The 24,415-nt window shown below is 72.8% G+C and carries 27 protein-coding genes and 1 riboswitch; of the genes, 18 read left to right on the forward strand and 9 right to left on the reverse strand.

What is annotated here, in order from left to right:
- Nucleotides 1–19 precede the first annotated feature (19 nt).
- A complete protein-coding gene (locus tag V9U70_RS10025) occupies nt 20–2,632 on the forward strand; it encodes a SpoIIE family protein phosphatase (protein ID WP_419723961.1) in 2,613 nt (870 codons plus the stop codon).
- Here V9U70_RS10025 and V9U70_RS10030 read toward each other — a convergent pair whose 3' ends face one another.
- Nucleotides 2,633–4,024, reverse strand: a complete 1,392-nt coding sequence (locus tag V9U70_RS10030) for an FAD-dependent oxidoreductase (protein WP_336674144.1) — start codon at nt 4,022–4,024, stop codon at nt 2,633–2,635.
- Nucleotides 4,025–4,507: 483 nt separating this feature from the next.
- A riboswitch (cyclic di-AMP (ydaO/yuaA leader) is annotated at nt 4,508–4,667 on the forward strand.
- A 3-nt stretch (nt 4,668–4,670) separates the two neighbouring features.
- On the opposite strand from V9U70_RS10030, the gene V9U70_RS10035 reads away from it, so the two are divergent.
- Complete coding sequence (locus V9U70_RS10035) at nt 4,671–5,459, forward strand: transglycosylase SLT domain-containing protein (RefSeq protein ID WP_336674145.1); 789 nt, start codon at nt 4,671–4,673, stop codon at nt 5,457–5,459.
- 81 nt (nt 5,460–5,540) lie between these two features.
- On the opposite strand, the gene V9U70_RS10040 is transcribed toward V9U70_RS10035, so the two are convergent.
- Nucleotides 5,541–6,443 carry a UbiA family prenyltransferase gene (locus tag V9U70_RS10040; RefSeq protein ID WP_336674146.1) on the reverse strand — a complete coding sequence of 301 codons (903 nt, stop codon included), beginning with the start codon at nt 6,441–6,443 and terminating at the stop codon, nt 5,541–5,543.
- A gap of 117 nt (nt 6,444–6,560) precedes the next feature.
- Between V9U70_RS10040 and V9U70_RS10045 the strand changes: the two genes are divergently transcribed.
- The 8 genes from V9U70_RS10045 to V9U70_RS10080 all read left to right on the forward strand — a co-directional run bounded on the left by V9U70_RS10045 (nt 6,561) and on the right by V9U70_RS10080 (nt 11,492).
- Nucleotides 6,561–7,613 (forward strand): type III polyketide synthase, encoded by a 1,053-nt coding sequence (locus tag V9U70_RS10045; protein ID WP_336674147.1) that lies wholly within the window; start codon nt 6,561–6,563, stop codon nt 7,611–7,613.
- A 67-nt stretch (nt 7,614–7,680) separates the two neighbouring features.
- Complete coding sequence (locus tag V9U70_RS10050) at nt 7,681–8,208, forward strand: isoprenylcysteine carboxyl methyltransferase family protein (protein WP_336674148.1); 528 nt, start codon at nt 7,681–7,683, stop codon at nt 8,206–8,208.
- Entirely contained in the window at nt 8,205–9,221 is a 1,017-nt protein-coding gene (locus V9U70_RS10055; protein ID WP_336674149.1) for an NAD(P)/FAD-dependent oxidoreductase, read from the forward strand. The genes V9U70_RS10050 and V9U70_RS10055 overlap by 4 nt, the downstream gene beginning before the upstream one ends.
- 144 nt (nt 9,222–9,365) lie before the next feature.
- Nucleotides 9,366–9,764, forward strand: a complete 399-nt coding sequence (locus tag V9U70_RS10060) for a DUF6221 family protein (RefSeq protein ID WP_336674150.1) — start codon at nt 9,366–9,368, stop codon at nt 9,762–9,764.
- Nucleotides 9,765–9,855: 91 nt separating this feature from the next.
- Entirely contained in the window at nt 9,856–10,194 is a 339-nt protein-coding gene (locus tag V9U70_RS10065; RefSeq protein ID WP_336674151.1) for a hypothetical protein, read from the forward strand.
- 1 nt (nt 10,195) lies between these two features.
- Nucleotides 10,196–10,636 carry a hypothetical protein gene (locus tag V9U70_RS10070; protein ID WP_336674152.1) on the forward strand — a complete coding sequence of 147 codons (441 nt, stop codon included), beginning with the start codon at nt 10,196–10,198 and terminating at the stop codon, nt 10,634–10,636.
- Nucleotides 10,637–10,940: 304 nt separating this feature from the next.
- The gene (locus V9U70_RS10075) at nt 10,941–11,144 is read left to right on the forward strand and encodes a cold-shock protein (RefSeq protein ID WP_032791721.1); all 204 of its coding nucleotides are present in this window, start codon (nt 10,941–10,943) and stop codon (nt 11,142–11,144) included.
- Nucleotides 11,145–11,363: 219 nt separating this feature from the next.
- Nucleotides 11,364–11,492 (forward strand): LPFR motif small protein, encoded by a 129-nt coding sequence (locus tag V9U70_RS10080; protein WP_336674153.1) that lies wholly within the window; start codon nt 11,364–11,366, stop codon nt 11,490–11,492.
- An 80-nt stretch (nt 11,493–11,572) separates the two neighbouring features.
- Here V9U70_RS10080 and V9U70_RS10085 read toward each other — a convergent pair whose 3' ends face one another.
- Nucleotides 11,573–11,818, reverse strand: a complete 246-nt coding sequence (locus tag V9U70_RS10085) for a hypothetical protein (protein ID WP_336674154.1) — start codon at nt 11,816–11,818, stop codon at nt 11,573–11,575.
- Nucleotides 11,819–12,038: 220 nt separating this feature from the next.
- On the opposite strand from V9U70_RS10085, the gene V9U70_RS10090 reads away from it, so the two are divergent.
- The 8 genes from V9U70_RS10090 (at nt 12,039) to V9U70_RS30705 (ending at nt 17,696) form a co-directional block, all read left to right on the forward strand.
- Entirely contained in the window at nt 12,039–12,266 is a 228-nt protein-coding gene (locus tag V9U70_RS10090) for a DUF5133 domain-containing protein (RefSeq protein WP_336674155.1), read from the forward strand.
- A 20-nt stretch (nt 12,267–12,286) separates the two neighbouring features.
- On the forward strand, nt 12,287–13,378 hold the full coding sequence (locus V9U70_RS10095) for a glutamate--cysteine ligase 2 (RefSeq protein WP_336674156.1): 1,092 nt from the start codon (nt 12,287–12,289) through the stop codon (nt 13,376–13,378).
- Between the two features lie 55 nt (nt 13,379–13,433).
- Complete coding sequence (locus tag V9U70_RS10100) at nt 13,434–13,997, forward strand: type 1 glutamine amidotransferase domain-containing protein (protein WP_336674157.1); 564 nt, start codon at nt 13,434–13,436, stop codon at nt 13,995–13,997.
- Nucleotides 13,998–14,688: 691 nt separating this feature from the next.
- A complete protein-coding gene (locus V9U70_RS10105) occupies nt 14,689–15,582 on the forward strand; it encodes a siderophore-interacting protein (protein WP_336674158.1) in 894 nt (297 codons plus the stop codon).
- A 354-nt stretch (nt 15,583–15,936) separates the two neighbouring features.
- The gene (locus V9U70_RS10110; RefSeq protein WP_336674159.1) at nt 15,937–16,524 is read left to right on the forward strand and encodes a nitrobindin family protein; all 588 of its coding nucleotides are present in this window, start codon (nt 15,937–15,939) and stop codon (nt 16,522–16,524) included.
- 56 nt (nt 16,525–16,580) lie between these two features.
- Nucleotides 16,581–17,006, forward strand: coding sequence for a DUF4190 domain-containing protein (locus tag V9U70_RS10115; protein ID WP_336674160.1), 426 nt, complete (start codon nt 16,581–16,583; stop codon nt 17,004–17,006).
- Nucleotides 17,007–17,055: 49 nt separating this feature from the next.
- On the forward strand, nt 17,056–17,442 hold the full coding sequence (locus V9U70_RS10120) for a VOC family protein (RefSeq protein ID WP_336674161.1): 387 nt from the start codon (nt 17,056–17,058) through the stop codon (nt 17,440–17,442).
- 176 nt (nt 17,443–17,618) lie between these two features.
- A complete protein-coding gene (locus tag V9U70_RS30705; protein ID WP_472980334.1) occupies nt 17,619–17,696 on the forward strand; it encodes a 50S ribosomal protein bL37 in 78 nt (25 codons plus the stop codon).
- Nucleotides 17,697–17,918: 222 nt separating this feature from the next.
- Here the strand turns inward: V9U70_RS30705 and V9U70_RS10125 are convergent, their stop codons facing one another.
- The 6 genes from V9U70_RS10125 to V9U70_RS10150 form a co-directional block, all read right to left on the reverse strand.
- On the reverse strand, nt 17,919–18,863 hold the full coding sequence (locus V9U70_RS10125; protein ID WP_336674162.1) for a PfkB family carbohydrate kinase: 945 nt from the start codon (nt 18,861–18,863) through the stop codon (nt 17,919–17,921).
- Nucleotides 18,860–19,849, reverse strand: a complete 990-nt coding sequence (locus V9U70_RS10130) for a zinc-dependent alcohol dehydrogenase family protein (RefSeq protein ID WP_336674163.1) — start codon at nt 19,847–19,849, stop codon at nt 18,860–18,862. Before V9U70_RS10130 ends, V9U70_RS10125 begins: the two co-directional genes overlap by 4 nt.
- Nucleotides 19,846–20,718 carry a carbohydrate ABC transporter permease gene (locus tag V9U70_RS10135; RefSeq protein WP_336674164.1) on the reverse strand — a complete coding sequence of 291 codons (873 nt, stop codon included), beginning with the start codon at nt 20,716–20,718 and terminating at the stop codon, nt 19,846–19,848. Before V9U70_RS10135 ends, V9U70_RS10130 begins: the two co-directional genes overlap by 4 nt.
- Nucleotides 20,715–21,692, reverse strand: a complete 978-nt coding sequence (locus V9U70_RS10140) for a carbohydrate ABC transporter permease (protein ID WP_336674165.1) — start codon at nt 21,690–21,692, stop codon at nt 20,715–20,717. Before V9U70_RS10140 ends, V9U70_RS10135 begins: the two co-directional genes overlap by 4 nt.
- The gene (locus V9U70_RS10145) at nt 21,689–23,056 is read right to left on the reverse strand and encodes an ABC transporter substrate-binding protein (protein WP_336674166.1); all 1,368 of its coding nucleotides are present in this window, start codon (nt 23,054–23,056) and stop codon (nt 21,689–21,691) included. The genes V9U70_RS10140 and V9U70_RS10145 overlap by 4 nt, the downstream gene beginning before the upstream one ends.
- 110 nt (nt 23,057–23,166) lie before the next feature.
- Entirely contained in the window at nt 23,167–23,928 is a 762-nt protein-coding gene (locus tag V9U70_RS10150; protein ID WP_336674167.1) for a DeoR/GlpR family DNA-binding transcription regulator, read from the reverse strand.
- Nucleotides 23,929–24,415 lie beyond the last annotated feature (487 nt).

Here is a 24,415-nt window from a genome sequence, read left to right on the forward strand (position 1 = left end):
ACAGGCGCATGCTGACAGGGTGACCCGGCACGGCGCGCCCCGTCCCACCCCGTCCCCCTCGAACGGGGCCGGGGGCGGGGGCGGTGACCGCCCAGGGGACGAGCTGTCGGTCGTGCTCGCGCAGGCCCTGGTCAGCGCCGTCGAGTCCGGCGACGGCTTCGCGGGCGGCGTGTACCTCCGTTCCCGGACGCCCGGGCTGCTGCGGCTGGCGGCGCTCGGCGGGCTGCCGGGCCGGTTGTTCCGGCCCTGGTGGCGGGTGCATGTGAACCGGCCGTTCCCGGCGCCGACGGCCTACCGCTCCGGCCGTCCGGTGCTGCTGGCCGACGCGGAGGAGTCGATGCGCCGGTTCCCGCAGCTGATGGCCGGGCTGCCCTTCCCGTTCGGGTCCCTGTGGGCGCCGGTCACCGGCCCCCTGGGCAGCATGGGCGTCCTGGCCGTCCTGCGGGCCCCCACGCCGGGGCAGCCGGTCGACACCGCCGAAGGCGACCGGCTGCACCGCCTCGGCCACCGGCTCGGGGAGGAGCTCACCGACCTGGGGCGCCGAGGCGTCGACTGCGTGTGGGAGGCGGACCCGGTCCCCGTGCAACTGCCCGCCGTCGCCGCGCCCGCGGCGCGGGCCGGCCGCTTCGACTGGGACCTCCGCTCCGGGAGGATCACCGCCGACGCCGACCTGTGCGCGATCCTCGGATTCCGGCCCGCCGACGCCCCGGAGACCGTCGACGCGCTGGCCGAACGGCTGGCCCCGGAGGACGTGCACGGGCTGTGGGGCCTGGCCCGGCAGACGGTGGAGTCGGCCGGCCGCCCCGTGCGCCGCATGCGGCTTCGAGGCCCCGACGGCAGGTCCCACCTGCTGGAGCTCTCAGGCCCCTGGGCGGCCCCGGACGGCGAGGAGCCCGTCGGCCGCCTGACCGGCTTCCTGGTCGACCCCGGCGAGGGGTCCGTAGTACCGGAGGCCGCCGACCGGCTGCCCCGCGGCATCGTCTCCCTGGACCGGCTGGGCCGTGTCACCTACGCCAACCGGCTCGCCGGGGAGCTGCTCGGACGTCCCTGCGAGGAGCTCGTCGGTCAGGTGGTGTGGGAGGCCCTGCCGTGGTTCGGGGACCCCGCCCACGAGGACCACCACCGGGCCGCCCTGATCGCTGACGAGCCGGTTCACTTCCTCGCCCGCCGCCCGCCCGCGTGCTGGCTGTCGGTGTCCCTCTTTCCGGGCCGCGAGGGCGTGAGCATCGTGCTCCAGGCGAGCGACCGCCCGGCCTACGCCCCCGGTTCCGTCACCTCACCGGGTCTGGGCATCGGCTCCACCGCCGACCGCTCCTCAGCGCTGTACCGGCCGGTGGCCCTCGCCATCGCGCTGACCGAGGCGGTCACGGCCCGGCAGGTGTCCGCCGTGGTCACCGAGGAGCTGCTGCCCGCGTTCGGCGGTCGGCAGATCGCCATCTACCTGCTGAACGAGCGCCATCTGCACCTGGCGTGGGAGACGGGTTTCCCCAAGGGGTTCCTCGACCGCTTCGACGGGGTCGGGCTCGACGTCCGGATTCCCGGAGTGGAGACGCTGACCACCGGCCGTCCCATCTTCTTCGAGTCCATGCAGCGCCTGTCCGAGGCCTACCCGGGCATTCCCATCGACGCGGACGTCGGGGCGCGGGCGTTCTTGCCGCTGATCGCCTCGGGCCGGCCGGTGGGCTCCTGCATCCTCGGCTTCGACCGGCCCCGCGGGTTCAGCCCGGAGGAACGCACGGTCCTCACGGCCCTCGCGGGCCTCATCGCCCAGGCCCTGCAACGCGCCCAGCGTTACGACAGCGAGGCGGCCCTCGCCCGCGGGCTCCAGGACGCCCTGCTGCCGCACCGGCTGCCGGAGGCCGACGGAGTGGACACCCTGGGGCGCTATCTCTCCGGCACCCAGGGCATGGACGTGGGCGGCGACTGGTACGACGTGATCGAGACCGGGCACGAACTCGCCCTCGTCATCGGCGACGTGCAGGGCCACGGGGTGGCCGCCGCGGCGACCATGGGGCAGCTGCGCAGTGCCGTCAGGGCGTTCGCACTCAACCACTACGACCCGCAGGAGGTGCTCAGCGGCACCAACCGGCTGCTCATCGACCTCGACCCCGGGCAGTTCGCCAGCTGCTGCTACATCGCCCTCGACCCGGCGACCGGGGCGGCCCGCGCCGTACGGGCCGGGCACCCGCAGCCCGTGCTGCGGCGGCCCGACGGCCGCACCGAGGTGCTGGACCTGCCGGGAGGCATCGTGCTCGGGATCGACGGGCAGGCGGCGTACCCGGTCACCGAGCTGCGGCTCGCTCCGGGAGCCATGCTCGCCCTGTTCACGGACGGGCTGATCGAACGCCCCGGGACCGACATCGACGAGGGGATCGAACGGCTGCGGGCCACCGTGGAACGCATCGGCGCGGTGCCCCTGGCCGACACCGCCGACCGGGTCATCGAGGAGGCCAGAGCGGCCACCGACCGCCCCGACGACATCGCACTCCTGCTCGCCGCCCGGTGGACCGACGGCTCGCCGGGCCGGCGGCGCTCCGTGGAGAGCGCCACCGGTCCCGACCTGTGGCGGTCGGTGCGCGGGCCGGGTCCGGGGCCCGCGGGCGGCCGCCCCGTGCCGCCCGGAAACGGTTGATCAGGCCTCGGAGGGGGCCGCGGCCGGTGCGGATGTTCCAGAGGCGTCGAGCATGCCCTCGCGCTCCACGACCTTGATCCGCTCGCGGCCCTGTGCGGCGCCGAGCGCCTGCTCGTGCGCGTCGAGGAGGTGCCAGCCCTCCCAGGTGGTGTAGCGGACGCCCCGGCCTTCCAGGAACGCCCCGACGGCGTCCGGCTCGGGCTGCGCGGGCTCGGGCAGGCGGCCGGCGGCGCGGTCCTCGAGGAGGCAGGCCACGGTCTCGTTGGCGTCGCCCTTGGTGTGGCCGATCAGACCGATCGGCCCGCGCTTGATCCAGCCCGTCACGTAGACCGAGGTCATGTGCTCACCCCCGGAGACGACCCGGCCCGCCTCGTGCGGCACGGTGCCGGAGCGCACGTCGAAGGGCAGCTTCGGCAGCTCCTGGGAGTAGTAGCCCACGGCCCGGTAGACGCTCTGCACATCCCAGTCCGTGAAGGCGCCGGTGCCTCGGACGTTGCCGGTGCCGTCCAGTTCGGTGCGCTCGGTGCGCAACCCCACGACCTCCCCGTTCTCGCCGAGGATCTCGACGGGGGACTCGAAGAAGTGCAGGAACAGCTTGTGCGGCCGGTCGCCGACATCGCGGATCGCCCAGTTCTCCAGGGTCGAGGCGACCATGTTGGCCTGCTTGTTCCCCCGCCGGGTCTCGATCGAGCCCTGGTCGTAGTCGATGTCCTCGGGGTTGACGATGACCTCGATGTTGGGGGAGTGGTCCAGCTCCCGCAGCTCCATCGGGCTGAACTTGGCCTGCGCGGGGCCGCGCCGGCCGAACACATGCACCTCCAGCGCCTTGTTCGCCTTGAGGCCCTGGTAGACGTTGTCCGGGATTTCGGTCGGCAGCAGCTCGTCGGCCGTCTTGGCCAGGATGCGGGCCACGTCCAGCGCCACGTTCCCGACGCCGAGCACGGCGACCTTCTCGGCGGTCAGCGGCCAGGTGCGCGGGACCTCGGGGTGCCCGTCGTACCAGGAGACGAATTCGGCGGCGCCGTAGGAGCCGTCCAGCTCGATGCCGGGGATGTCGAGGGCCCGGTCGGCCTCGGCGCCGGTGGAGAAGATCACCGCGTCGTAGAACGACCGCAGGTCGTCCAGGTCGATGTCGTTGGGGTAGTCGACGTTGCCGAAGAGCCGGATCTGCGGCTTGTCCAGCACCTGGTGCAGTGCCTTGACGATGCCCTTGATCCGGGGGTGGTCGGGGGCCACGCCGTAACGGATCAGACCGAAGGGGGCGGGCATGCGCTCGAAGAGGTCGATCGAGACCCCCGGGTCCTGGCAGACCTCGGATTTGAGCAGCGCGTCCGCAGCGTAGATACCGGCGGGGCCGGCTCCGACAATGGCGACGCGGACGGGGCGTGTCATGGCGTGGTGTTCCTTCGGGGCGGGCGAACGCGGGCAGGTACAGCGTACGTCGGAAGTAAGGGTTGGCTTACTAGTCTCCACCCCACACCGTAAGCGATCGCCTCGTGAGCCGTGCGGCCGACCCTCTGCGAGGTGTCGGAAAGGTCCGTTTTGTGAGATAGGTATGGGTGATTTACCTCTTTTGAGTGTCTCGCCCGTAAAGGTCCTGATGGGCCTATTGAGGCTTTCATCAATGGGCATTTCTCCCGCTCGGCGAGGAAGTGGTGAGCGTCACGTCCCCGGGGCGCGGACTCGAAAGCGGAAGGATCGGTTCCCTTCTGTGCGGGGAAAGTTGACGCGATGACGGCGCGGGCCCGGCCGGGAATTCTCCCTATTCGATCTTGCGTGCAAATGGCTCTGCGGAATGCGGGGCTTGTTCTGCTCGGTGTTTCTCGCCTACGGTCACCGTCAATCCGGATGGAACGCCGAATCCTGCCGCCGTCCGGGAATCCGAAACCCACTCACGTACGGCAGGAGCGGGGGACCCAGGTAAGCCGCCGATCCGTAGTCCGGATCGGCTCGGGGTGAAGTCGCACGTCCATGCGGCCAGACATCTCCCGTCTGAACCCGACAGCTCACCCCGTAGGCGCCGGAGAGGAAAATTCCCATGCCCGCACTGGGTAAGCACCGTCGCACCACGTCCTTCTCGCTGGGTCGCGGCCTCGCCGCCGTGACCGCGGGCGGGGCCGTTCTCGCCCTCCCCGTGGTCGGCGCCGCCACCGCCTTCGCGGCGCCCGCGCCCGCCCCCCAGCACCGGGCCGAGGCCCCCGCCTCCGTGGCGTCCGCAGTGAATTCCGCTGTGCGGGCCGCGCCCGCCACTCATTCCGTGGCGTCCGGCGAAACCCTTTCCAAGATCGCCCGCGAGTATTCCGTCAGCGGCGGCTGGAAGGCGCTGTACGAAGGCAACCGGAAGGTCATCGGCGGAAATCCGGATCTGATTCAGCCGGGCATCACACTGACCATCGGAACCGGGACGGACAAGGCCTCCCCGGCCGCCGACCGTGAAGCGGCGGAGGACCGGGCCGACCGTTCGCAGCGGACCGCCGTCGCGCCGGTCGCGGCCGAGGCCGCCTACACCGACGACCTCGACGGCTGGATCAGGGAGTCGCTGGCGGTCATGGCCGAGCACGGCATCCCCGGCAGCTACGACGGCATCTACCGCAACATCATGCGCGAGTCCTCGGGCAACCCCGCCGCCATCAACAACTGGGACTCCAACGCGGCCAAGGGCACCCCGTCCAAGGGGCTGCTCCAGGTCATCGACCCGACGTTCCAGGCCTACCACGTGCCCGGCACCTCGACCGACAGCTACGACCCGGTCGCCAACATCACCGCCGCGTGCAACTACGCCGCGGACCGGTACGGCTCGATCGACAACGTCTTCGGCCCCTACTGATCCCCCGCCGCACAGGCCTGACACCGGTGCCCCCGGACCGCGCGGTCCGGGGGCACCGGTGATCCGCCGCGAAGACGGCCCTCAGGAGGCCGCGCCCGCCCCCCGCGTCAGCAGCAGCGCCAGATCGACCGCCGCCACGGCCACCGCGCCCGCCAGCGCCGCCTTCCGCCACCGGCGGCCCAGCACCGGGCCCGCGAGCGCCGCGACGCCGGCGAGGGCGAGCGCGACCGCGCCCCGGATGTCCGGCTGCCCGGGCGGACCGAGCGCCAGTACGGCTGTGGCCCCGAGGAGCGGCAGCGGCAGCGCCAGCCGGGTCCCCGTGCGGCCCAGCAGGTGCGGCAGTCCCCGGATTCCGGCAGCCCGGTCCGCCTCGATGTCCGGGAGCGTGTCGGCGAGGTGCGCCGCGAGCCCGAGCAGCGCCCCGGCCGTGACGGTCCACCACCGGGGCCACGGCCCACCGGGCAGGGTCAGCGCGACGGCGGCGGGCAGGGCCGCGAACGCGACCGCGTACGGCAGCCAGGACAGCGCCGTCGCCTTGAGCCGCAGGTTGTAGAGCCAGGCGGCCGCGACCGCGCAGAGGTGCACCGTACCGGCGAGAACGCCGCAGGCCAGCGAGAGCGCCGCGCACAGGGCGAGCGCCCCCGCCGCCGCCGCCCACACGGTCCCCACCCCCACCGTGCCGTCGGCCGCGGGCTTCCCCCGGCGCCCTGCGCGCGCGTCGCGCCCGGCGTCGTACGCGTCGTTGCACCAGCCCACCGAGAGCTGCCCGGTCAGCACCGCAGCCGAGACCAGGGCCGTACGGGCTCCGCCGAGCCCGCAGCCGAGAGCGAGGGCGCAGGCGAGCGCCGTCACGGCGGCCGCCGGCCCCGGATGGCAGGCGAGCGCCAGCCCCGCGGCCCGCCCCGGCCGCCGGAGCGCCGCTCGGACCGTGTCCGTCCTCACCGGCCCGGCCCCGGCCGTGCCCACCCCGTCCGTGGCCTTCATCGGGCGATCGTAGAGCTCTGCCGTCCCGTCAGCAGGGTGACCGGCCGGGTCTTTTGACCACTTTCGCGCATCATGTGGCAAAGATAGGAGTATGACGCCCCTGAAGCAGGAGCCACGATGACCCGGATCGCCTCGGTGCACGGGGCCCTGCCGTCCCACCGTCACACCCAGCACGAGGTCACCGACATGGTGGCCCGCCTCTGCCTGCCGCCGGGGGCCGACCGCCGGCTCCTGGACCGGCTCCACCGGCACGCCCGCGTCCGCACCCGGCACACCGTCCTGCCCCTGGACGGCTATCGGGAGCTGAACGGCTTCGGCCCGGCCAACGACGTGTTCATCCGTTCCTCCCTCGACCTCGGGGCGCAGGCCGTGCGCGGCGCGCTCCGCTCGGCGGGGCTGCGCCCCACCGACGTGGACCTGCTGATGTTCACCTCGGTCACCGGCATCGCGGCGCCCTCCGTCGACGCCCGGCTCGTGGCGCGCCTGGGGCTGCGCTCGGACGTCAGACGACTGCCCGTCTTCGGGCTCGGCTGCGTCGCCGGGGCCGCCGGGGTGGCCCGGCTGCACGACTACCTGCTCGGACGGCCCGACGACGTCGCCGTGCTGCTCTCGGTCGAACTCTGCTCCCTCACCTTCCAGCGCCAGGACACGACCCCCGCCAACCTGGTGGCGACCGCCCTGTTCGGCGACGGGGCGGCCGCGGTGGTGGCGCTCGGGAGCCGCCGGGCCGTCGCCGGCCCCGAGATCGTGGACACCCGCAGCCGGATGTACCCGGACACCGAGCACGTGATGGGCTGGGACATCGGCAGCACCGGGTTCACCGTGGTCCTCGACCCCGCGGTGCCCGACGTCGTCCGCCGCTACCTCGCCGACGACGTACGGGAGTTCCTCGCCGAACACGGCCTCAAGCCGAAGGACATCGCCCACTGGGTCTGCCACCCGGGCGGCCCCAAGGTGCTGGAGACCGTCATGGACGTCCTCGACCTGCCCGCGGGTGCGCTCGACGTCACCTGGCGCTCACTGGCCGACATCGGGAACCTGTCCTCCGCCTCGGTCCTGCACGTCCTGCGGGACACCCTCGAACAGCGACGGCCGGAGCCGGGCACTCCCGGGCTGCTCCTGGCCATGGGGCCGGGGTTCTGCTGCGAACTGGTGCTCCTGCGCTGGTAGGGCGGAGAGACCCGATGCACCGCGATCCGTCGGACCACTCGACTGCGCCCGCGAACTGGAGCCCCGCATGACCTGGTACACAGCACTGGTGCTGGCCGTCGCCGTCGAACGCCTGGCCGAGCTCGTGGTGGCGCGCCGCAACGCCCGCTGGAGTCTGTCCCGGGGCGGCGTCGAGACGGGCCGGGGGCACTATCCGGCGATGGTCGCCCTGCACACAGCCCTCCTCGTCGGCTGCCTGGCGGAGGCGCGGCTGGCCGAACGTCCCTTCCAGCCCGCCCTCGGCTGGACGATGCTCGCCGTCGTCGTGGCCGCGCAGGCGCTGCGCTGGTGGTGCGTCCGGGCGCTCGGGCCCCGGTGGAACACCCGTGTCATCGTCGTCGCCGGGCTGCCCCGTGTGACCGGCGGCCCGTACCGGTGGCTGAGCCACCCCAACTACGTGGCCGTCGCCGCCGAGGGGCTGGCGCTGCCCCTGGTCCACGGAGCATGGGTGACGGCCGTCGTGTTCACCGTCCTCAACGCCGCGTTGACGGCCGTCCGGATTCGGTGCGAGGACGACGCCCTGGCCCGACTCCCGGCAGCGGGGGCACGGGCGTGATCGACGTCCTGGTCGTGGGAGGCGGCCCCGCGGGACTCGCCGCCGCGATCCGGGCCGCGTCGGCGGGCCTGGAGGCGGTGGTCGTCGAACCGCGCGCCGCCCCCCTCGACAAGGCGTGCGGCGAGGGCCTCATGCCCGGCGGCGTCGCGGCCCTGCGCGGCCTCGGCGTCCGGCTGGCCGGCCGGCCGCTGCGCGGCATCCGCTACACCGACGGCCGGCGCAGCGCGGAGGCGACGTTCCGGGACGGTCCCGGGGCCGGGGTGCGGCGCACCGAGCTCCACGCCGCGCTGCACGCGCGGGCCGCCGCCCTCGGCGTACGCGTCGTCGCGTCGAAGGCGGGGGAGGTGCACCAGGACGAGCACACCGTCACCGCCGCCGGCCTCAGGGCACGCTGGCTCATCGCGGCCGACGGACTCCACTCGCCGCTCCGCCGCTCCCTCGGGCTGGACGGGGCCGTGCCGGGCCCCGGACGCTACGGGCTGCGCCGCCACTACCGCATCGCCCCGTGGACGGACCACGTCGAGGTGCACTGGTCGCGGCACGGCGAGGCGTACGTGACCCCGGTCGGCGAACGTCTCGTGGGGGTCGCCGTCCTGAGCCGCGACCGCCGCCCGTACGCCGGGCATCTGCACGCGTTCCCGGCGCTGGCCGCCCGGCTCGCCGAAGCCCCGGCCGCGACCCCCGTACGCGGGGCCGGTCCGTTGCGCCAGCGGGCGCTGGGCCGACGCGCCGGGCGGGTCCTGCTGGTCGGCGACGCCGCGGGGTACGTCGACGCCCTGACCGGGGAGGGCGTCGCGCTGGCATTGGCCACCGCGACGGCCGCGGTGGACTGCCTGAGCGCCGGACGTCCCGAGGACTACCCGCGCCGGTGGGCCAAGGTCACCCGGCGCTACCGGCTGCTCACCGGCGCCCTGCTGAGCGCCGCCGGCCACCCGGCCGCGGGCCGGCTGATCGTTCCCACCGCCCACCGGGCGCCCGTCCTCTTCCGCACGGCGGTCCGCGCGCTCCAGTGAGCAGGGGCCGAAAGGGCGCCGGTCGAAGCCGCGTTGACACGCACGGGTGAACCGGAGGCGGAGGTGGATCGCCCCGCGACCGGTCCATCAGAATGCTCCCCGTGTTCACAGCCAAGATCCGTCAGCGCAAGGGAGCAGCATCCGATGGCCGGCAACGCAGACATGGTGGCCTTCGTCCGGGCGCGGCTCGCGGACGAGGAACAGGTCGCACAGGCGGCCGGCGGGGAACGATGGCGCTGTCCGGCCGGCGTGCCGGGCGAGGTCCACGACCGCACCGGCGGCGTGGCGTTCACGGTGCGGGGCCGGGGCTTCGACCAGCACATCGCCCGGCAGGACCCCGCTCGGACCCTGGAGCGCATCGAGACGAACCGTGTCCTGCTGGGTGAGTACGTCGAGGTGGCGGGCCTGGACATCGACCGCCCCGCCCAGGACTTCCCCTCCGGCCGGGCCGTGGGACTGGGCTTCGCCGTGCGGCAGTTGGCCGCCGAGTACGCCGGGCACCCCGACTACCAGGCGCGCTGGCTGCCCCGGTTCATCCAGTAGCCGACGGCCGGGATTCCGGCAAGTGCGGCTGCACAGAGGGCGGTTGATCGATACCATCTCCCCATCGGCCGACACCGGGGGAGTTGCACGCGTGCCCGACGTCTGGGAGAACACTCGATCACCGCAGGCGGGCGTCCGGCGCGCCGTCGACGGCGGCGGCCCCGGGGGCGGGCACGGACGCCCTGCCGTGCCGATGTCCGTCGCAGGGGAGATGGGGCCGGGCAAGGCCCTCCTGCGCGGCGCGCAGCCCCGGACGCTCCTCGGCGGACACGGTTCCCGCGGCACCGGCGCCGAAACGCGCGCCGTCATCCTGCGCCGGGCCGGCCGCCGTGCCCGGGCTGCCGTCACGGTCGCCTCCGGCCGGCCCTCCGCTCCGCGCGTACGCGCGGAGGAACCGCACGCCGTCATCCCGCAGCGGAACGGGGGCTGACGTGGACGTCGACGACGGCGGAGCGTCGTTCCTCCGGACGCTGACGGCCGCGGAACGGCGGTTGGCAGCCGTGCGGGCTCTGGCCGCCCGGCGCCGCCGGGTCCGCCGGCCGCGGATCGCGTCGGCCGCCGTTGCGGTGCTGATTCCCGTGGCGCTGCTGCTCGCCGCCGCGGTCGGCGACGGAGCGGGCGGTGGGCTCATGGCGGCGGGGCTGGCCGTGGCGGCGCTCGCGCTGGCGGCGTACATCGCACTCGGCCTGCTGATCCAACGGCCCCTGGAGCGCCGCATCACCCAGGAGGAGGACGCCGTGATCGAGGAGGTGAACCGGATGAAGGAGCTGTTCGCGCAGGTCGCGGAGCGTGACCGTTGGGAGGAGCGGCTGACCGGCTCGGTCCGTGAGCGCCTTTCCCGTTTCCCGGGGGAAGGGAACACGTTCCGGTGATCCGGCGCCTGCCGTCGCTTCCGTGCCTCGGGGCCCCCAGCGACGCGCCGATCGGGCCGACGGGCTCCGAACGGACGGCAGCGGGTGTGGTGCGAGTCGGTGACCCGCGAAGATGATCGTCGGCAAAATGGCGTTGCTCTCTGGTGAGGAGTGGTCCCGCCGTGTAGCGTCGTTGGAAGATGTCGTGGTTCGCAGTACCTGCCCGCGCCTGGCGCGGGCGTTTTGCTGTGCAGTGCCTGAGAACCAGGGCGATCACCTCCGGGTCCGCGCGGTGCGGATTCGTTTACTGCTGAGAGGTACAGGCATGGCCAGCGGAACCGTCAAGTGGTTCAACTCGGAAAAGGGCTTCGGCTTCATCGCGCAGGACGGCGGCGGCCCCGACGTCTTCGCGCACTACTCCAACATCAACTCCTCCGGCTTCCGTGAGCTCCAGGAAGGCCAGGCGGTGACCTTCGACATCACCCAGGGCCAGAAGGGCCCGCAGGCGGAGAACATCACCACCGCCTGATCCGGGTCGTTCCACCCCTTGAGCCCCGGAGCGCGACGCGCTCCGGGGCTCAAGGGCGTTCACGGGCTCCTCGGGCCGGATCGGGCGCGCGGCGGCTCCTCGACGCGGGCCAAACGGCTCTCGGGTCGTTCTGCCCGGGAGGTTGGAGCCACGCGGGCCGGGTACTCGTGCATCCGCAACGCCCCCGGACCCGCCGGGGGCCAAGATGGAGGACGACTCATGCTGAAGGCCGTCGCGGATGTGTTCAGGACCATCGGGGGAGCCGTCGCCACCGTGGTCTCGCTGCCCTTCCGGGCTGTGGCCAAGCTCTTCGGAGGCGCTTCGAGCACCGCGCGCGGACGCCATTGACCGCACTCCCGCGCCCGGGTGGGGCCGGGGCAGAGCCCGTGCCCTGTGCCCGCACGGCCCCGCGGCCCGGCCCGCCTCACTCACCCCGTCGACTCGTCCGGGGCCGGGTGCTCGGGGTGGGCCCCCGCGTTGCGGGGCGCGTCCCGCCCGGAGCCGGCCTCGTCGAGATCGGGCTGTTCGCTGTGGCGGGCCACCCGGTCCGGGACCGGTATGTCGAGAGGGTCCTCGCCCTCCTGGTTCTGCTGGTCCGGCAGGTCCGCCGGTACGGGGGGCGGGCTGGCGGACGCCCCGGTGTAGGCGGTCCCTTCCGGCCTGCGGTCGGTCATGAGAGCTTCCTTCCGTACTGCCCCGGAGTTCCCCGGGGACGACTGGTTCGCCCTGCTGCGTACCCCTTGCGGGGCGAACCAGTCCCCTTGTCCGAAGCGTGGACGCCAGACGCCGGCACGCGACCCGCCGTGTGTGGGGGGCGCAGGCGGGGGTACCTGGCCGGTGCCCCCCACGGGCACATGAACCGCACACGAAAGAACCGGCGGAAGGACTCCCCGCATGTTGATGGCCCATCCCACCGTGCTGCGCCATCTGGTCGAGCAGTACGAGGTCCTGCGAGCGCTCCACGCGGAGAACGGCGGTCAGGCGGCGCGGCAGCGCATGGACGACGTGGCGTACACCTTGTGCGTCTCGACGGGTACGGGCGACGTGGACAGTGCGCTGGTCGCTGCCCGGCACCGGCTTCCGGGGGCGCGTGTCGAGGACGACTCCATCCTGTCCGCCTGACCATCGAAGGGGGAGGCGCTGTGATGCGTACGGTGGGCGTCGAGGAAGAGCTGCTGCTGGTCGACGCGGAGAGCGGGGAGGCACAGGCGCTCTCCGCGGCGGTGCTGGAAAGCGCCGAGAGGGAGGCGAGTGGAGACAGCGTCTTCGAGTCGGAGCTGCATCGCCAGCAACTGGAGTTCGCCACCCACCCCTGCGCGGACATGGGCGAGCTGGCCGCTTCGGTCCACCGGTGGCGCGCAGAGGCCCAGCGCCACGCCGCCCGGGCGGGCGCCTCCGTGGTGGCCCTTGCCACCTCGCCGCTGCCGGTCAGCCCGACGATCGGGGCCGGCGAGCGCTACCGGTGGATGGCGGAGCGCTACGGGCTGACGGCTCAGGAGCAGCTGACCTGCGGATGCCACATCCATGTGTCGGTCTCCTCGGAGGAGGAAGGCGTGGCCGTGCTCGACCGGGTGCGCTGCTGGCTGCCGGTCCTGCTGGCCCTGAGTGCGAACTCCCCGTTCTGGCAGGGCCAGGACACCAAATACGCCAGCTACCGCAACCGGGTGTGGGGCAGGTGGCCGTCGGCCGGTCCGGTGGACCTCCACCTCTCCGCCGAGCGGTACCACGCGCAGGTGCGGGCCATGGTGGGCACCGGAGTGCTCAGGGACGAGGGCATGGTCTATTTCGACGCGCGCCTCTCGCACCGCTACCCCACAGTGGAGATCAGGATCGCGGACGTCTGCCTCGATCCGGACGACACGGTGCTCCTGGCCACTCTGGTGCGGGCGCTGGTGGAGACGTCGGCCGGAGAGTGGCGGGCCGGGGAACCACCCGCGGGCGTCAGCGCGGCCCTGCTGCGCGTGGCGTCCTGGCAGGCGGCCCGTGCGGGGATGGAGGACCGGCTGGTCCACCCGCGCACCCTGCTGCCCGAGCCCGCGCCGGACGTGCTGCGGGCCCTGCTGGAGCACGTCCGGGACGCCCTGGAGGACAGCGGCGATCTGGCGGCCGTCGAGAAGGCCCTGGCGGCGGTGGAGCGGCGGGGCAACGGGGCACGGGTCCAGCGCGAGGTGCTGGCCCGGACCGGCAGCCTCTCCGCCACCGTCGCGGAGTGCGTCCGCATCACGGGGGGATGACCGCAACGAACCGCGAAACGACTGTGTGAACACAGAAGAGGATAAGGAGCAGTCCATGTCCACCACCGATCTCGACGGCCGCCGGATTCTGGCGATCGTCACCAACTACGGGGTCGAGCAGGACGAACTCGTCGTGCCCGTGAAGCACCTGCGCGAGAAGGGGGCCCAGGTCAGCGTGGCGGCGGTCTCCGACGAGGAGATCCGCACCCTGGTCGGCGACCGCGATCCCGGCGCGACGGTCCAGCCCGACCTCACCCTCGCCGACGTCGACCCCGCCGTCTACGACCTGCTGCTGGTCCCCGGCGGCACGCTGAACGCCGACTCGCTCCGGGTGGACGACGCGACCACCCGGATCGTCAGCTCGTTCGCGGCCTCCGGCAGGCCCGTGGCCGCGATCTGCCACGGACTGTGGGCCCTGGTCGAGGGCGGTTACGTCCAGGGCAAGACGCTGACGTCGTACGCCTCGCTGCGCACCGACATCACCAACGCGGGCGGCACCTGGGTCGACAAGTCGGTGGTTCGCGACGACGCCTCCGGCTGGCCGCTGATCAGCTCGCGCAACCCCGGCGATCTGGAGGACTTCCTCCGTGAGATCGACACGGTGCTCACCGAGGCCTGACCCCTCCGCGGGCCGCCCGGCGGACGATGCCGGGCGGCCCGCGCCCTGTGGTGGTCGCGGTGACCCGCGGGGGACGGGCGGGGGAGGCCCGCCCCGGTCCGGCGTCCGGGCCGCTCCCTGAGCCTCGCGGTGGCGCAGTTCGGCCGCAGGCCCTGTTGACGAGGGCGGGCACGGGGACAGCTGGCCGCATTCCCCTCGGCGGCGAGGGGCTCGCGCGATGGCTCCAGAGACTCGTGTGCGCCCTCGTGCCGACTGGGGGGTCCCTGCGGAGGCGCCGAAGTCCGGCCGAAGAGAACGGCGTCGGTCGCGTGTCGAAGAAACCGGCGGGGTCTCCTCCGCCGTCCGCAGCCGGTCGTCGGCCAGGGCGGCAGCAGGACGGTCGCGGTCCCACCGCCCCAGGCCGGTGCCGGGGCCCGGATGCCGTGGCCCGTCGCCGCCGGCCGGCCGTCCCGAGCGCGTCCCGAGCGGCGGTCGTGGGCGGGCCCCCTCGACCGCGCCTCACGATATGGTTAGGCTGCCCTAAGTTTGTTGGGTACCCTCGTCCCGGTGCACGAGACGCCCCGGTCGGGCCCCGGGGCCCGCGCCGTCGTCCTCGCCCTGTGCACCGACGGCCGGAGAGCCGCCCGATGGACCGACCCGTGCCGAGCGCCCCGCGCGTTCGGTCGACCACGCGTACGAAGGGGCAGTGTCCATGACGATCCACCGAGCCGTCGTCGCCCGAGTCCGGCCGCTCACCGTGAGCATGATCCGAGTCACCTTCCACGGGGAAGGGCTCGCCGGCTTCGCGTCCACCGGTGTCGGTGACGAATATGTGCGGCTCTTCCTTCCCCACGGACCGGACCGTACAAACGTCTCCCTGCCGCTTACGACCGACCAGGGCGGATGGGAGACCCCCGAGGGGCAGCCCGTCGCGCCGATGCGCACGTACACGGTCCGCGCGGTCCGCCCGGAGGCGGGAGAGATCGACATCGACTTCGTGCTGCACGACGGCGGGGTGGCGTCCGGCTGGGCCGCCGCGGCGCGGCCCGGGGACGTCGTCGGCGTCAATGACCCCACGGGGCTCTACCGCCCGCCGGCCGACCTCTCCTGGCAGGTGCTCGTAGCCGACCAGACCGGCCTGCCCGCCGTCGCCCGACTGATGGAGAACACCCCGCAGAACGTCAGGACGCGAGTGGTCCTGGAGGTCCCCGGCCCGTCCGCCGTGCTGTCGGTGCCGCGGCTGCCCGACTCCAAGGTGACGTGGGCCTACGGAGGCAACGGCCACGGCCCCAGCCGTCTCGACGAGCTGGTGGCCGCCGCGATCCCGCCCGGCGCCGACCTCTCCGGCGGGTACGTCTGGGTCGCCGGGCAGACCAACGCCCTGCGCACGGTGCGCCGTTACCTGCGCAGAGAGCTGGGCCTGCCCGCAGAGCGCTTCAAGGTCGTCGGTTACTGGATACCGGGGGCCGACACCTGGACCGAGCGGTACGAGGCGCTCCCCGAGGCCGTGCGGTCCGAGCTGAAAGCCCTCTGGGACACTCCGGCCGATGAGCCGGAGGACCTCGCCATCCGCTACGAGTCCCGCCTCAGCGATCTGGGGCTCTGACCCGCAGCACGGTTCGCGGGCCGTCGCCGGGCGGGTGACGAAGGTCGCTCGCCCCTCCGCGGCCGGCGCGGTACGCCGGAGCCGGACCGGGCGGGGCGGCGATCCGCCCGGGCGTCCGTCCGTCGATCGCCGCGCTCCTCACGTGCGTCGAAGCCTGGGCCCGGAACCGGACACGAGCGAGCAGAGGACCGCTCCGGCCCGTACCGGCGTGTGCGGCAGCAGAGGAGGGACGAGCCCGCGGGTGTGCTCGGCGCCGCCCTGCCCGCCCCGAGGGAAGGCGTTGGACGGCCCGGTCTTCGGCCCGCATGATCGGACGAGACCGATCCCCTTCTGGCACCCAGGAGCGCACCTGCCATGCTCGACCCCCTTCACCACCGCCCGTTCCCCGACGCCCACCGCCCGGACGAAGCGCCCGCCCCGCACCCGCTGCTCGCCCCTCTGGCCGGGTACCTCGGCACCTGGGCGGGCCGGGGACGCGGCGAGTACCCGACGCTCGCCGAGGAGTTCACCTACGCGCAGGAGGTGACCTTCAGCCACGACGGCCGGCCTTTCCTCGCCTACGAGGCGAGGGCCTGGCTGCTCGACGCGGACGGCGGCCCCCTGCGGCCGTCCGCGCGGGAGAGCGGGTGGTGGCGGATGCAGCCCGACGGGAGGGTGGAGGCGCTGATCACCCAGCCCACCGGGGTCGCGGAGATCGCGGTCGGCCAGGCCCGCGACGGCGTGGCCGACTTCTCCACGCGGCAGGTGGCTCTGGCGCCCACGGCCAAGCAGGTCGACGCCACCCGCCGCCGCTACGCCCTGACGGACCGGGACACGCTCACCTTCGTCCACGATCTCGCGGCGGTCGGACAGCCGCTGCAGCACCATCTGTCGGCACAGCTCCGCCGGCGCCCCGCCGGCCAGGGCTTTCAGCCGTCGGAGCGTGATCGGAAGTACGCATAGGGCTCAGGTCACGGGGCATACGTCGGGCAGACCAGGAGAACAGGAGTACGTACCCGATGTCCCTTCCCTCGTACCCGGACCCCTCGTACCAGGGCCCGCCCCCCGGCCACGACGCCTACGGCAACGCTGCGCCCGCCCGGACGAACGGCTTCGCGATCACCGCGCTCGTCCTGGGTCTTCTGGCCTGTCTGTTCTTCTGGACCGTCGTGGGCGGACTCCTCCTCGGCCTGCTCGCTGTCGTCTTCGGCATCATCGCCGCGCTCCGCACCCGCCAGGGCCGTGCTCCTCGGCGGGTGATGGCCATCGTCGGGGCCGCCCTGGGAGCGCTCGGGCTCATCGGATCGGTGATCGTCCTCGTCATCGGAATGTCCGTGGTCAATTCCGACGAGTTCAAGAACTTCGAGGACTGCGTGCGACAGGCCGAGGGACAGGCGGCGGAGGACCGCTGCACCGAGGACTTCGTCGACGAGCTGACCAACTGACGGCTGACGGGGGAGCACCGCAGGAGGGCGTGCGGCGTACGCTCGGGGGATGGTGCACGTACTGGGCAGCAGGATTCTGCTGCGCCCCACCGACCCCGAGCGCTCTCGTGCCTTCTACGGTGAAGCCCTCGGCCTCGCCGTCCACCGCGAGTTCGGCACCGGTCCCGAGCGCGGCACGGTCTACTTTTTGGGAGGCGGGTTCCTGGAGCTCTCCGGACGCGGGGAGGGACCGCCCTCGCCGTCCGTGCGGCTCTGGCTCCAGGTGGAGGACGCGGAAGCGGCCCACGCGGAACTGCGGGCGAACGGCGTGAACGTCCTGCGCCCGCCCCTCCAGGAGCCCTGGGGGCTGATCGAGATGTGGATCGCCGACCCCGACGGGGTGCGGATCGCCGTGGTGGAGGTTCCGGCGGACCACCCGCTGCGGTATCGGCCCTGAACATCTCTTCGGGCCCCGCTTCCGCAGTCGGGCGACACGCCGTCGTCTGGAGCCGCCGGTTGCACCCTTGCCGGGGGTTTGTCACGGTGTGCGTGGGTAGGCGGCCCGATGATCGCCGGACTTCACCGTCCGGTTCACCGTCCGCGAGGAAACGTAACGGAGAGAAGGAGGGTTCGATGTCATCGAAGCGACGTCGTAAGAAGAAGGCCCGCCGGAAGAACGCCGCGAACCACGGCAGCCGGCCGCAGAGCTGATGCAGCGCCCCCGCCCGGGGACGGCACCGCAGGGTGCCGCCCCCGGGCGGCGTGCTGACCGCGCCCGGCAGTCGCCACGTGGACGGCCCGGCCGGACAGGCCCCGGACGCGGCGCGGCCCCGCCGGACGGGGGCGCCCGGCGGGGCCGCGCCGGTTTCCGTGGGCCGGGCAAGGGCCGTGGGGAACTCGGGTCCCGATGGTGATGCCCGCGGGAGTGGCTCCTCACACCGAAAGCGGGGGCACGGGCTCCGTGCCCGCCCTGGAGCAGACCGACGCGGCGGTTTCGGCCGCGTACTCCAGCATCGCCCTCGTCTGTCCGGCCCCAAGCGCCGGGTCCCACCCTGCCTCCGCACCGAGCCAGGTCAGCATCCCCGCCATGAAGGCGTCTCCCGCGCCGATCGTGTTCACCACCCGGACCGGCAGGGCCGGCACCGACACCGGCGGTGAGTCGTCGACGTACGCGACGGCGCCGCGCGCACCACGCGTCAGCACCACCAGCCGCCCTTGGCCGGCGAGCCGGCGACAGCTCGTCTCCGGGTCCGCCTCCGGCCAGAGGCGCGCCACATCCTCGTCGCTCGCCTTGACGACCTGGGCGAGCCCGCACAGTTCCCGCAGCCGGCGCAGGCTCGCCACCGGGTCCAGGGTGCGGTCCCGGCGCACGTTGGGGTCCACGGCCAGCAGCCCGTGGCGGGCGGCCGCCCGCGCGGTGGCGGCGACGGCCTCGGCCGCGGGCTCCACGACCGCGGCGAGCCCGCCCGCGTACACCGCGCGGAAGCGCGCCGCCTCCGGCGACCGGTCCGGCACCCGGAAGGTCGCCGTGTCCTCCAGGTGGAAGTGGTACGCGTTCCCGCCGGGGCCCGGGTCGGCGACCGCGAGGGCCGTGGGCAGCGCCGACCGGGCGCTCAACGAGAGATCCACGCCCGAGCCGCTCAGCCACGCCTCGACGCGGGCCGCGAACGCGTCGTCGCCGATCCCGCCCGCGAACGACGGCCGCCCGCCGAGCCGGGCGAGGCCCACCGCGACGTTGGCGGGCCCGCCGCCCGGCTGGGCCGCCAGGACCCCGGGGTCACCGGTCGCCGGAACCAGGTCCACCAGCGCCTCACCGAGTACGAGGACGGAGCCCCGGCCGGAAGCCGTGGCGGGGACGGGCCCTGGTGCGCCCGTCACGGCTCCACCACGATCTTGCGGCCGATGCCCGCCTGGAAGCGCTCGATGGCCTGCGGATACTGCTCCAGCGGGAGCCGGTCGCTGATGAACACGGCCGGATTCAGCACCCCGCTCGCGAACAGCGCGGCGGCCCGCTCGTAGCTGTGCAGGACCGCCATCGACCCGGTGACGGTGATCTCCTGGTTGTAGATCCGGTACGGCTCGATCACCGCGGTGGTCGCGTAGTCGGCGACCCCGAACTGAAGAAAGGTGCCGCCCTTCGCGACCCGCCCCAGGCCGTCCTGGATGGCCCCGGCGTTCCCCGTGGCGTCGATGACCACGTCCCAGCCGCGGGGGCGGTCCAGCTCGTCGGCGCGGGCGGCCGCGCCGTCGCAGCCCAGAACCGTCGCGGTGGCCAGCCGCTGGGCGTTGACGTCCAGCACGTCCACCGAGGCGGCCCCGGTGCGCTTGGCCAGTTCCAGCATCATCAGGCCCATCGTCCCCGACCCGTAGATCAGCACCTGTGCCCCCAGATTGCCCCGGAGCACGTCGTAGCCGCGCACCGCGCAGGACAGCGGCTCGATCAGCGCCGCGTCCCGGACGTCGATGTGCTCGGGCAGCCGCACGCAGTTGGCGGCCGGAGCCACCGCGAACTCGGCCGCGCCACCGGGGACGGTCACGCCGATCGCGGCCCAGTTGTCGCAGAGGTTCCCCCGGCCCGCACGGCAGTAGCGGCACTCGTGACAGTGCAGCGAGGGGTCGACGGCCACCTTGTCGCCGACGGCCAGGTCGGTGACGTCAGCGCCGACGGCGACGATCTCGCCGGCGAACTCGTGGCCGGGGACGATCGGCAGGGTAGGAGCGAACTCGCCCTGGAGAATGTGCAGATCGGTGCCGCACAACCCGCACGACGCCACGGAGACGACCACGTCGCGGGGGCCCGGCGCGGGGTCGGGGACGGTGGCCACGGAGATCTTGCCGGGGGCTTCGACGATGGCTGCCCTCATTTGACTGCTCCCAGGGAGAGGCCCTGGACGAGTTTGTCCTGGGCGGCGTAACCGGCGACGAGCACCGGCAGAGACACGACCACCGACGCCGCGCACAGCTGGGCCAGGAAGAGGCCCTGGCTGGTGACGAAGGTGGTGAGGTGCACGGGCGCGGTCCCGGCGACGACGCCGGTCAGCACCCGGGCGAACAACAGCTCGTTCCAGCTGAAGATGAAACAGATCAGAGCGGTCGCGGCGATACCGGGCCCGGCCACCGGGGCGACGACCCGGCGCAGCACCGTGGGCAGCCGGGCCCCGTCGACCTGCGCCGCCTCGATGATGGAGACGGGGACGTCCGCGAGGAAGGACTGCATCATCCACACCGCGATCGGCAGGTTCATCGAGGTGTAGAGCAGGACGAGCAGCCAGATGTTGTCCAGCAGGCCGGTGTTCTTCGCGAACAGGTACACCGGCAGGAGACCGGCGACCACGGGCAGCATCTTCGTGGACAGGAAGAAGAACATCACGTCGGTCCACTTGCGCACCGGCCGGATCGACAACGCGTACGCGGCCGGCAGCGCCAGGAGGAGCACCAGAACGGTCGAGAAGAACGAGGCCGCCAGCGAGTTGACGAGCGGGGGCCACGGCGTCGGCCCCCCTCCGCCGCCGAAGAACGTACGGTAGCCGTCGAGTGTCAACGCGGCGGCGAGCGAAGGCGGGTTGGTCGCCGCGTCGGCCTCCGCGTGGAAGGACGTCAGCACCATCCACAGCGCCGGCAGGCAGAAGCCGATCCCCACCGCCCAGGCGCTCGCGCCGAGCAGGAAGGAGCGGCGGCGGGCCCTGCGCGCGGAAACGTCCGCGGAGGGGGACGGTGTGGTCGAGACGCTCATGCGCGGCTCGCCTCCTCACGGAAGAGGGACGAGACCACGCGCAGCGCGAAGACGGCGATGATGATCGTGCCGATCACCACGACCACGCCCGCGGCGGACGCCAGACCGTACTCGTGGGCCCGGTAGAAGGTCTCGTAGACGGTGTACGGGAGGTTGGCGGTGCCGAGACCGCCGGAGGTGATGGTGAACACCGCGTCGAAGTTCTGCACGATGTACACCGACCCCAGCAGGATGCCGAGTTCGAGGTAGCGGCGCAGATGCGGCAGAGTCAGATGGCGGAACGTCTGCCAGGGCCCTGCCCCGTCCAGCCGCGCGGCCTCCATGATCTCCGCTGGCCGGCTCTGCAGCCCGGCCAGCAGGATCAGCATCATGAACGGCGTCCACTGCCACACCAGCGCCGCCTCGATCGCGATCAGCGGCATGTCCGAGGTCCATTCCGGCTGCGCGACGTTCTCGACGCCGAACAGGTCGCCGAACCAGGTGAGGGCGCCGTTGAACAGCCCGTACTCCGGGTTGTACAGCGCGTGTTTCCACAGCAGCGCGGCGGAGACCGGCACGAGCAGGAACGGGGTGATCAGCAGCGTGCGCACCAGGCCCCGGCCGAAGAAGGCGCGGTCGAGCAGCAGGGCGAAGAGGAGCCCCAGCACCACGCTGGCGACCACGACGGAGGCCGTGAGGACGACGGTCGTCACGACCGACTCCCGCAGCGCCGCGTCGGTGAAGACGGACGCGTAGTTGGACAGTCCGGTGAAGTGGCGCTTGTCCGGTTTGAGGGAGTTCCAGTCGAAGAGCGAGATCACCAGGGTCGCCACGAACGGCAGTTGGGTCACGGCTACCAGGAAGACGAGCGCGGGCAGCAGCGGTGCACGCCTCGCCCAGGCGCGCCTTCTGCCGCTGCTGTGCGGCCGTCGCTCCGGAGCGGGGCGGGGACCGGCCCCGCCCTGGGCGGCGGTGGTGGTGGCAGTGGCGGTCATCGGTACTCCTCGGCGACCTTCTCGGCCAGTTTCTGGGAGGCGGCGAGCGCGGCGTCCACCGACTGGCGGCCCGCGATGGCGGCACTGATCTCCTGCGCCACCTTGGTGCCCAGATCGGTGAACTCCGGCACGCCGACGAACTGGATGCCCGAGGTGGGGCGGGGCTGGGTGCCAGGGTTCCTCGGGTCCGCCTGGGAAATGGCCTGCTTCGTCACCTCGGCGAACGCACCTGCCTGTGCCAGGTAGTCGGGGTTGGCGTACGTGGAAGCCCGCTTGCCCGCGGGCACGTTGGACCAGCCGCTCGTCGATCCGACGAGCTCCTCGTACTCCTTGCCCGACGCCCAGGACACGAACTTCCAGGCGTCGTCAGCCTTCTTGGACGCCTTCTGCAGGCCCCAGGCCCAGGTGTAGAGCCACCCGGAACTCTCGGTCCGTTCGACCGGGGCGGGCACGTAACCGATCTTCCCCTTCACCGGAGAGCCCTTCGCCTCCAGGGAACCTGCGCCCGCGGTGGCGTCGTACCACATGGCGGTCTTTCCCTGCGTCATGTTGTTGAGGCATTCGGCGTAACCGGACTGCGGAGCGCCCAGCTCCCCGTGCTGACGCACCAGGTCGACGTAGAATTTGGTCGCCCTTGTGAACTCCGGTGCGGTCAGGCGTGGTTCCCAGTCCTCGGTGAACCAGGTGCCGCCCATCGTGTTGACCACGGTGGTGAGCGGTGCGATGACCTCCCCCCAACCGGGCAGCCCGCGCAGGCAGATGCCCTTCATGCCGCGTTCCGCGCCGTCCGCCCGTGCGGCGAGCTTCGCCACCTGCTGCCAGGTGGGCTTCTCCGGCATCGTGAGGCCGTGCCGCTCGAAGACGTCCTTGCGGTACATCAGAAAGGAGGACTCGCCGTAGAAGGGCTGGGCGTAGAGCTTGCCGTCCTTGGCGGTCAGCGAGGTGCGCAGCGGTTCGAGGATGTCCTCCTGGTCGAAAGCCGTATCGGACTCCACGTACCGGTCCAGTGCGTGCAGCCAGCCGTTCTTGGCGAAGAACGGCAGCTCGAAGTTGCTGATGGTGGCGATGTCGTACTGACCGGCCTGGTTGGAGAAGTCCTGGCTGATCTTGTCGCGTACGTCGTTCTCCGGCAGCACCGTGAAGTGGACCTCGATGCCGGTCTCCTCCGTGAAGTGCCGCGCGGTCAGCTTCTGCAACTCGACCATCTGCGGGTTGTTCACCATCAGCACGTTCAGCGCGTCGCCGCCTCCGAAGGACGTCCCGCCCGCTCCCGCGCAACCGGTGGCCAGCAGAAGGAGTGCGGCCGCGGCGGCACAGATCCGCCCCCGCGGGCGTGGTCGGTGACGGCGTCGTGGGTGCTGCATGGGGACTCCTGCTCAGTTGTTGCGGGCATGGCGAGCCAGACCCCGGCGGGCGGGGCGAAGGCGGCGGCGGAGAGCGGGCCGGCGAACGGCGGCGGGGGAGGCGGGTGCGGTCAGACGCGGATGACCTGGGGGCCGAGGTGGGAGTAGCGCTGGGCTTCGGCCGAGGGGAGCCCCGCGTCCGTGACGATCGCCTCGAAGTCACCGACACCGGCGAAGCGGCAGAAACTCACCGCCCCGAACTTGCTGTGGATACCGGCGAAGATCCGGCGCCGGGAACTGCGCAGCGCCTGCGCCTTGACCTCGCCGACGGCGGGGTCCGGAGTGGTCAGCCCGTACTCGCGGGAGATGCCGTTGGCTCCGAGGTACGCCAGGTCGATGACGAAGTCCGCGAGCATCCGGGTCGCCCAGTGGTCGACGGTCGCCATCGTCGCCCCCCGCACCCGTCCGCCCAGCAGCAGCACCGAGGTCTTCTCCGCTCCCGCGAGTGCCGTGGCGACGGTCAGGGAGGCGGTGACCACGGTCAGCGGCCGGTCGCGGGGAAGAGCCTCGGCCACCAGCTGCGGAGTGAAGCCCTCGTCGACGAACACCGTCTCGGCGTCGCCGAGCAGGTCGGCCGCCGCGGCCGCGATCCGGGACTTCTGCGGCACGTTGCGGGTGGTGCGGACGGCGAGCGTGGTCTCGAAGCCGGCAGACTCCACCGGATACGCGCCGCCGTGGGTACGGCGGACGAGGCCGTGTTCCTCCAACGCGTGCAGATCGCGGCGCACGGTCTCCTTGGCCACCTTGAACCGGTCCGCGAGGGCGTTCACCCCGACCGACCCGTCCCGGCGGGCCGTGTCGAGAATTCCCCGACGGCGTTCCTCGGTGTTCACGGCGCACTTCCCTGACGTCTGCTGGGCCCGGTCGGGCGGAGCCCGCTGTCCGTTCGGGCCCGTGTGTCGTTTCTACCGCAGGAGTCCCGGCTCGACCAGCCGCTTCACGGGCCCCCCTGGGCCCGTTCATGCCCGCTTTCTCGGCCGCGTCTGCACTGGTCAACCCGGTCGGGGTCGATAGAACGGCGCTTCGGGCTGCCCGCTCTTCGCCGCAGCGTGACCGAATGGCGCCCGATTGCGGGGCAGTCTCCCGCACGGCGCTCGGGGACGTCGACCGGCCGGTCGCTCCCGCCGTCCTCCGAGTCCTTCTCCGAGGGCCCGGGCGCAGCGGTTCTGCGGTGCGGCCGGGGAAGTCGGAGGCACCTCCCCAGCATGTTCCGCACGGTGGCACGGGCCCGGCCGAGGCCGGTGTCGAGGGCCGCCGTGTCCTCGGCGGGCAAAGGACGATCCCCGGGCCGTACCCAGCTCGTCCAGCTCAGCCACCGTC

This window comes from Streptomyces pratensis, from assembly GCF_037137275.1.
In the GTDB taxonomy this organism is placed as follows: domain Bacteria; phylum Actinomycetota; class Actinomycetes; order Streptomycetales; family Streptomycetaceae; genus Streptomyces; species Streptomyces pratensis_B.